Below are 8,319 nucleotides of genomic sequence, written 5' to 3'. Positions count from 1 at the left end.
AGGTAGCCGTCGGAGAGCAGGATCACCGGGGTGCGGTAGGTCAGCGCGATACGGGCCGCTTCCAGGACGGCGTCGAAGCAGTCGGCCGATGTCCTGGGGGCCACGATCGGTACGGGGGCTTCGCCGTTGCGGCCGTACATCGCCTGGAGAAGGTCGGCCTGTTCGGTCTTGGTCGGCAGACCGGTGGACGGGCCGCCGCGCTGGATGTCGATGACCAGCAACGGCAGTTCGAGCGAGACGGCCAGACCGACGGTTTCCGCCTTGAGTGTGACGCCGGGACCGGAGGTCGTGGTGACCGCCAGCGAACCGCCGAACGCCGCGCCCAGCGCCGCGCCGACGGCGGCGATCTCGTCCTCGGCCTGGAAGGTGCGCACGCCGAAGTTCTTGTGCTTGCTGAGCTCGTGCAGGATGTCGGAGGCCGGCGTGATCGGGTACGAGCCGAGGAAAAGGGGGAGGTCCGCCTGGATCGAGGCCGCGATCAGGCCGTACGACAGGGCCAGGTTCCCGGAGATGTTCCGATAGGTCCCCGCCGGAAACGTCTCCGCAGCGGGTGCGACCTGATACGAGACGGCGAAGTCCTCGGTCGTCTCTCCGAAGTTCCAGCCCGCGCGGAACGCCGCGATGTTGGCCGCGGCGATGTCGGGCTTCTTCGCGAACTTGGTCTGCAGGAACTTCTCGGTCCCCTCGGTGGGCCGGTGGTACATCCAGCTCAGCAGGCCCAGCGCGAACATGTTCTTGCAGCGGTCCGCATCCTTGCGTGCCAGCCCGAAGCCGGCGAGCGCCTCCACGGTGAGGGTGTTCAGGGGGACGGGATGGACGTGGTAGCCGTCCAGCGAACCGTCCTCCAGCGGACTCCTCTCGTAGCCGACCTTCTGCATCGCCCGCTTGGTGAACTCGTCAGTGTTGACGATGAGTTCAGCGCCGCGTGGCACATCGCCGATGTTCGCCTTCAGGGCCGCCGGGTTCATGGCGACGAGGACGTTGGGCGCGTCGCCGGGCGTGAGGATGTCGTGGTCGGCGAAGTGCAGCTGGAAGCTGGACACGCCCGGCAGGGTGCCTGCGGGGGCGCGGATCTCGGCCGGGAAGTTGGGCAGCGTCGCCAGGTCGTTTCCGAAGGACGCCGTCTGTGAGGTGAACAGATCACCAGTGAGCTGCATGCCGTCGCCGGAGTCACCCGAGAAACGGATGATGACCCGGTCGAGCTGATCCGTCTGTTTCGTCACCTGCAAGTGCCTCTCCCTGGGGCGGAAATGCGCGTGCGCGGGCATGCACCCGCAGAGCCGTCGCACTGAACGAGGGTTGGGCGCCCGCTGCGAGCGTAGGGGGATCGGTGATTAATTTCAATGGGCGTTGAATTGTGCGGTCGAGGCTGACCCGTGCACGTCTCGGCGAGCCATCCGGGTGTCGCTCACCTGTGCTGGTACGGTGCCAAAAGCCTGATGGCGCAAGGGTGTTGAGGATCTTCATCGATGCACGGAAAGCTTTGACCCAAGAAGTCACTGAGTGTAGACTTCATGTCCGAATGAATTATTGTGGGGCTCGGCGTCACGCTGTCCCGTCGTTGCGGACACCCGTGTCGGAACCGGGCGGGAAGCACGTCCTTCGGGGGGACTCGTGATCGAGAGGAAGTGCCGCCGTGGCCGAAAGTAGAGGCACACTCGGTAGCCGCCAGGCCATCATGCGGTCTGCCGCGGATCTCTTCGCCGAACTCGGCTACCGCAACACGTCGCTACGCGCCGTCGCCGCGGACGCCGGCTGTGACCCCGCCCTGATCGGGCACTACTTCGCCTCCAAGGAAGTGCTCTACGACGCCGTCGTCGCGGAGACCGTCAGGCCGGCCGGGGTGTTCCGGGAGGCGATCGGGCGACGGGATCCCGGCGCGGCGGAGTGGCTGCTGCGTCACGCGGTGACCGACTGGGGCGACCCCGTGCAGCGGCGGCGCATCCTGGGTGTGCTGCGCTCCGCGCTCGATCTGCCCGCGGCTCGGGAGAGGTTTACTCAGTCCCTGGTCCCGGAGGGGATCGCCGGGGCGGACGAGATCAGGCTGGCGCTGATCAGCAGCCTGTTGGTGGGCGTGATGACATCACGTCATATGGGCTTGCTGCCAGCGGAGTTGACGAAGGACGACGATTCCGCGGAACTGATACGTGCGCTCGCACCGGCGGTGGCCGCGCTGCTGGTCGCCGATCCGGCGGGGTCTGCTCATGTTCCGGCGGGGTCTGCTCATTCCGATCCGGGTGAGTGAACGCCGCTCGTGATGACAGCTGCTTGACGACTTGTCGCGTACGTCATCGACGGGCTCAGGCTCTCGTCGCGGTCAGTCAGCCTTGACCTCGTCGGCGTCCAGGCCGCGGTCGACGCCATGGGGGACGACGTTCTGCCCGGGCTCGAGGTGCAGGCGGGTGCCGTCGAGATAGACCTCGACCTGGTCCGGTTCGAACGACACCATGTCGCTGATCCGGTCGACCTCCCGGTAGGCACGGGGGTAGGCCCAGGCGGCACGGCGCACGTCGCCGATGTCGTAGTAGTCGCACAGGCCCTTGTAGGGGCAGAACGTCTGTCCTTCGACGGGGCGCAGCCAGGTCTCGTCGATGTCGGCGCGCGGGACGTACCAGCGCGGGGCGAATCCTGACTCGAAGAGCACGACGGGGTGCGCGGAGCGGGCCACCACGGTGTCGCCGAGGCGGACTTCCAGGGTGCGGGAGGTGTTGCGGATATCGATGCGGTGGTACGGGTCCGCGGCGTGTCCCAGGATGCGTTCGTCCTCCTCGTAGAAGGCGTCCATCGCGCGCCATGCGAAGGCGATGCGGCCCTGGAGTTCGGCGGCATGCTTGGGCAGTGCGGTGAACTCCCAGGCCGCGCGTTCGGTGGTGCGGTCACCGGCCCGGACCGCGTACCAGGCGGTGTCGCCGAGGTCCTTGTGGTGGGTGACCTTGCTGCCGGCGACCAGGACCTGCTCGTCGACGTCCTCGCGGGGGAAGTAGGCGACGGGATAGCGACCCGGTTCGTGCAGCAGGACGACGTCCTCACTGTCGGCGATCTGGGTGTCGTTGAACTTCACCCGCATGCGGCGGCGCAGCCGCTCGGCGAACAGGAGCCGTTCGGGCAGGGGTTCGGGCGTGAGGAAGTGTCCGATCGCGCCGGCGGAGAGGGGGCCTTGCTGCCAGGACAGTCCCATGGCGGGTTCCTTCCGGGTGCGGGGTGGGCGGGTGACCGCACCCCGGGGTGGTGTGGTTGTTGCCCGTACGTGGTCGCGGCGCCGGCACCCGCCCCAGGTGTCGGTGGCCTGTATCGCGCATTCGCGAGCGGTGCGCACGGCTCGCGAAGTCGTGAGCGGTGCTCACGGTCTGCGGGGTGGCGCCGAAGGTGTGTGGGGCGAGGTGTTGCATGGCGGGTCCTCTGCCGGCCGCGGCGGGAGGAGAGTGTGTGGTCCCCGGCCGCCGCAGCCGCCTCGACCCCCTGCGCGTCAGGCGAGGACGCGGCCGAGGAAGTCGCGGATGTGCTCGGTGATGGTGTGCAGGTGGCTCTCCAGGGCGAAGTGCCCGGACTCGATCAGGTGGATCTCGGCGTCGGGCAGGTCCCTGCCGAACGCCGTGGCGCCGCCGGGGCCGAAGATCTCGTCATTGGCGCCCCAGACCGCCAGCAGCGGTACCCGGGAGTCGCGGAAGTACTGGTGGACCTGCGGGTAGAGGTCCACGTTGGTGGGATAGTCGCGAAAGAGCTTGAGCTGGATCTCGTCGTTTCCGGGACGGTCCAGCAGCGCCTGGTCGTGGACCCAGTTGTCGGGGCTGACGAGGCTGGGGTCGGCGACGCCGTTGACGTACTGCCAGCGGGTGATCTCGGGGGTCAGGGCGCCGCGCATGGGGGCTTCGGTGTCCGGGTTGGGGTTCTGGGTGTAGGCGAAGACGCCGTCCCAGAAGGGCTTGACGAAGCCCTCTTCGTAGGCGTTGCCGTTCTGGGTGATGATCGCCGTGATGCGGTCCGAGTCCTGGAGTGCGAGCCGCCAGCCGATGGGGGCGCCGTAGTCCTGCACGTACATCGCGAACCGGTCGACGCCCAGGTGCTGGAGCAGGCCGGCGGTGACCTCGGTGAGGGCGTCGAAGGTGTACGGGAAGTCCTGCAGGGTGGGCATTGCGGACTGGCCGAACCCGATGTGGTCGGGGGCGATCACGTGGTAGCGGTCGGCGAGCGCCGGAATCAGGTGGCGGAACATGTGCGAGCTGGTCGGGAAACCGTGCAGGAGGACGACGGCGGGTGCCTGGGGGTCGCCGGCCTCCCGGTAGAAGACCTCGAGACCGTTGACGGTGGCGGTGCGGTGGTGGACTTCGGAACCCATAGCCCTAACCTCTCTTTCAAGCTTTAGTGGTTATGTGTCCAGTCGAGCACGCTCGATCTAACCTGTCAAGAAGTATTAGCCGGTTAGATTGTGATGGTGGTCGGAGCGTCGCCATGCCCGGGCGGCGGAACGTCGGCCTGCTTCCAGCCTCCGTCCGTGCATGGTCGTCAGCCAGTGCAGTCGCCCACCTCGAGTCCGCTCGGGTGGCCGGTGCGTGTCTGTGTACCTTCGTGGCCCATCAGGGCCGGCCCGGCCTGGCAGCCTTGGCGGGTGTTCGCGGTCCCGGTCTTTCATGCCGCAGTCGCAGTCGCAGTCGCAGTCGCAGTCGCAGTCGCAGCCGTAGCCGCGGTCGCAGCCGTAGTCACTGGCCGTCCAGCCGGTGCGGCGACCCGCCCGCGAGCGTATCTAACCGATGAAATTAACTTCTCTAGTTAGAGTTGGCGTGTCCGTGTAACCTGTCAAGCGAACCAATCTGGTTAGGAGGTGCGATGGTGGCCGATCGGGAACAGCAGCGAGAACAGCAAGACGCACTGCTGCAGCTCCTCAACACCACGCCAGTGGTCAATGGGGCCGTCCAGGACCAGCTGGCAGAACCCGAAGCGGCCAGGTCCTGGCAGCGGGCCCACGGCGGCAGCGGCACCTCTGGCGAGCTCCGACACCTCCTGCAGGCGCGCGATGCCCTGCAGGACGTGGTGCGCGGCAGCCGGCCCGCCACGTCGTCGCTGGCCCCGCTCCTGGAAGACGTCACCTCCCGCCCGCATCTCTCGCCCGCGGGGGTGTCGTGGGAGCTGGACGCCCCTGCGGAGCGCCGTATGGCGGTGGAGGCGGTCATGGCGTGGAGCACGCTGCAGGAGGCGATGCCCGCCCGGCTGCGGCCGTGCGCCAACCCGGAGTGCCGGCGATTCCTCCTCGACCGCAGCAAGACCAACAAGGCCCGCTGGTGCTCGATGGCCGTCTGCGGCAACCGCATGAAGGCAAGGCGCCACTATCAGCGCACCCGCGACGTCGCAGCCGAGTAACGCCTCCGGCAGTCCTCTCGGTGCCTGTGATCCAACCGATCCACAAGCCTCCCGAGGTCCGGTCGGACCACCTGAAGCGGTGGACTCTCCGGTCGGAGCGGGCACGGTCACGATGGGTTTCTCCAGCGATGGAGGGACCCCACAACCTCAGCCTCGCTGCCCGCGGGTCGAAACCGCCATCGGGGCCGCTGATCCCTCCGATGCGGCCGCCGTAGGCCACGGACTGTCTGGGAGATCCCCAGTGCTCAGGAAGCCGGGTCCGGTTGCTTCCCCTCACGAGGGACGGAAACCCCGCTCCTGCAGTGTCCATGTGTTGCCGTCGGGGTCCATGACCTCGGCGAAACTCGCGTAGTCGCGGCGCTCCGGGTCGGCGCCGGGCTCGAAGCCGCCCTGCCACGTGTTGTTGGGTGACTTGTGCCTGATCTCCCCGACGTCGACGCCGCGGGACGCCAGTTCGGCCTGCGCGGCTTCGAGATCGGGGACCACCAAGTACAGGCCCTGCGCCGAGCCGGGCTCTGCGTCGGTGAGTCCGACTCCGATCTGCACCGAGCACGCGGAGCCGGGAGGCGTCAGCTGCACGACGCGGAAAACGGGGCTGGGCCCGTAGTCCACGTCCAGGTTGAAATCCAGATGCTCCGTATAGAAGGCCAAAGAACGGTCGACATCGCTCACAGGCAGGATGACGACCTCGAGCTTGTACTCCATGTGATCATTCTGGTGCAGCACGGCACACACCCGCCACATGGCAACCATGCGTGACATGAATGATCCGCCGAGGAAAAAATGGATCGCTGAGGAAAAACGAAGGGACATGACCTTCTGCGCCGGTCCGTCCCTTCGAGGGACTTCAAGGGATCTCGAGGGATCTCGAGGGATCTCGAGGGATCTCGAGGGATCTCGGCGAATGTGCCAAGAGATGCATGATCGCGGAATCGCGGAGGTGCCGACCGGAGAACTAGTATCGGCCCCAGCGCACAGATCCCCCAGCGCACAGATCCCCCAGCACACAGATCCCCCAGCACACAGATCACAGCGCCACGAGGGGCTGCCGCCGGTCGGCCACCCGCAGGAGGTCCGCAATGGCGACGCTGCTGTCCGTCAACGTAGGAATGCCCAAGGACGTCTTCTGGCAGGGAAGGACTGTCCACACCGGAGCCTGGAAGTCCCCCGTACACGGCCCCCGGATGGTGCGACGGCTGAACGTCGAGGGAGACGGTCAAGGAGATTTGGCCGGGCACGGCGGCGAAATACGTGCCGTCCTCGTCTATCAGTTGCAGTCCTATCAGTACTGGCAGAAGCAACTCGGTCGCGACGACCTGACCTTCGGGATCTTCGGTGAGAACCTCACCGTCGACGGGCTGCCGGACGACGAAGTGTGCATCGGCGACCGGTATCGCATCGGCGACGCCGAATTCGAAGTGACCCAGCCCCGCGTCACCTGCTACCGCGTAGGCATGCGCCTGGGCGAACCCGCCATGGCCTCCCTCCTGGTCGCCCACCACCGCCCAGGCTTCTACCTGCGCGTCATCGCCGAGGGACGCGTCCAGGCCGGCGACGAGATCACCCTCACCCGCAAGGGCCCGGAAGAACTCAGCGTCGCCGACACCGACGCTCTGCTCTATCTCCCCGACCGCGACCCCGCGAAGCTGCACAAAGCCCTGAACATCCCCGCCCTGAGCCCCGGATGGCAGCAGTCGTTCCGCGAACTCGCCGCCGCCCAGCAGCCCCGACAGGAACCGGGATGGCCGGGCGAACGCACCGGCACCCAGCAGCCCCGAGAGGAACCGGGCTGGCCGGGCTTCAAGACCATGCGCGTCGCCCGCATCGTCCCCGAGACCCCCACCGTCTCGTCGATCTACCTCGGCACCACCGACGGCACACCGCTGCCCGAGGCTCGCCCGGGCCAGTACCTCTCCGTCCGCCTCGCCGTCGGCGAACAGGCCCCTGCGGTGCGCAGCTACTCGCTGTCCTCCGCGCCCACAGCCGGCACCTATCGCATCAGCGTCAAGCACGAGCCCCACGGGAAAGTCAGCGGCTACATCCATGCCAGGCTCCACCCCGGGGACCTCGTGGACATCGCCAGCCCCCGCGGAACGTTCGTGCTCGAAGATGGCACCAGCGCGGTCGTCCTCATCTCCGCGGGGATCGGTGCCACTCCGGTACTGGCCATGCTTCACCAGCTCGCCGCCACACGAGACCCGCGCCCTGTCTGGTGGATCCACACCGCTCATGACCGCGCCCAGCATGCTTTCGCGGACGAGACCCATGCCCTCCTGGCGCAACTCCCCAACGCCCAGGCGCACATCTACTACACCGCCGGAGCGGTCCCCCATCCCGACGGGACCCGCATCATCCATGGGCGCCCGACCGCTCAGTCGCTCGCGGCCCTGGGCATTCCCACCGACGCCGACGCCTACCTCTGCGGTCCGCCCGCCTTCATGGACGACCTCGGCGGTTACCTGCGCGATCACGGCCTGCGCCCCGAGCGGATCCATACGGAACAGTTCAGCGCTCTCCCCGCCATCAATCCCGGCGTCACTCCCACTGCCGCGATCCGGCCGCACCAGCCACCCGGTCCACCGGGCGCCGGCCCCCTCATCACCTTCGCCCGCAGCGGCGTCACCACCCCATGGTCACCCGCTCACGCGTCACTCCTCGATCTCGCCGAAGCCTGCGACATCCCCACCCGCTGGTCCTGTCGCACCGGCGTCTGTCACACCTGCATCACCCACCTCGTGTCGGGCGACATCACCTACACCACCCCGCCCCTCGAACTCCCCGAGGCCGGCACCATCCTCGTCTGCTGCAGCGAACCGACCACCGAAGTCGTGCTCGACCTCTGATCGGCCGGATCGGCGCGACCTTGCCCTGCAGCCTGCCCGCCGCCTGGTAACGCCCTGCCCCGTAACGGGGCCTGGGGTGAAGGCGCCTCCTCGCGGGGAGCCTTCAGAAACGACCACGACC

7 protein-coding genes are annotated in these 8,319 nt (G+C 67.6%); 3 read left to right on the top strand and 4 right to left on the bottom strand.

Annotation, left to right across the window (positions count from 1 at the left end):
* The coding region (locus IEY95_RS44725) for a 2-oxoacid:acceptor oxidoreductase family protein (protein ID WP_308429418.1) at positions 1-1,223 on the bottom strand (1,223 nt) is incomplete at its 3' end.
* Between the two features lie 413 nt (positions 1,224-1,636).
* On the opposite strand from IEY95_RS44725, the gene IEY95_RS44720 reads away from it, so the two are divergent.
* On the top strand, positions 1,637-2,245 hold the full coding sequence (locus tag IEY95_RS44720; protein WP_189192044.1) for a TetR/AcrR family transcriptional regulator: 609 nt from the start codon (positions 1,637-1,639) through the stop codon (positions 2,243-2,245).
* 72 nt (positions 2,246-2,317) lie between these two features.
* Here the strand turns inward: IEY95_RS44720 and IEY95_RS44715 are convergent, their stop codons facing one another.
* Together IEY95_RS44715 and IEY95_RS44710 are read right to left on the bottom strand one after the other, a co-directional pair.
* Complete coding sequence (locus IEY95_RS44715; protein ID WP_189192043.1) at positions 2,318-3,178, bottom strand: DUF427 domain-containing protein; 861 nt, start codon at positions 3,176-3,178, stop codon at positions 2,318-2,320.
* A 288-nt stretch (positions 3,179-3,466) separates the two neighbouring features.
* Positions 3,467-4,336 carry an alpha/beta fold hydrolase gene (locus tag IEY95_RS44710; protein ID WP_189192042.1) on the bottom strand — a complete coding sequence of 290 codons (870 nt, stop codon included), beginning with the start codon at positions 4,334-4,336 and terminating at the stop codon, positions 3,467-3,469.
* A gap of 488 nt (positions 4,337-4,824) precedes the next feature.
* On the opposite strand from IEY95_RS44710, the gene IEY95_RS44705 reads away from it, so the two are divergent.
* A complete protein-coding gene (locus IEY95_RS44705; RefSeq protein WP_189192041.1) occupies positions 4,825-5,355 on the top strand; it encodes a CGNR zinc finger domain-containing protein in 531 nt (176 codons plus the stop codon).
* Positions 5,356-5,628: 273 nt separating this feature from the next.
* Here IEY95_RS44705 and IEY95_RS44700 read toward each other — a convergent pair whose 3' ends face one another.
* Positions 5,629-6,060, bottom strand: coding sequence for a VOC family protein (locus IEY95_RS44700; protein ID WP_189192040.1), 432 nt, complete (start codon positions 6,058-6,060; stop codon positions 5,629-5,631).
* 374 nt (positions 6,061-6,434) lie between these two features.
* On the opposite strand from IEY95_RS44700, the gene IEY95_RS44695 reads away from it, so the two are divergent.
* Positions 6,435-8,198, top strand: a complete 1,764-nt coding sequence (locus tag IEY95_RS44695; protein ID WP_189192039.1) for an MOSC and FAD-binding oxidoreductase domain-containing protein — start codon at positions 6,435-6,437, stop codon at positions 8,196-8,198.
* The last annotated feature ends 121 nt before the right edge of the window (positions 8,199-8,319 follow it).

This window comes from Streptomyces albiflavescens (genome assembly GCF_014645835.1).
Taxonomy (GTDB): Bacteria; Actinomycetota; Actinomycetes; order Streptomycetales; family Streptomycetaceae; genus Streptomyces; species Streptomyces albiflavescens.
The sequence above is the reverse complement of the archived record's forward strand: the minus strand, read 5'-3'. Positions and strand labels throughout refer to the sequence as shown.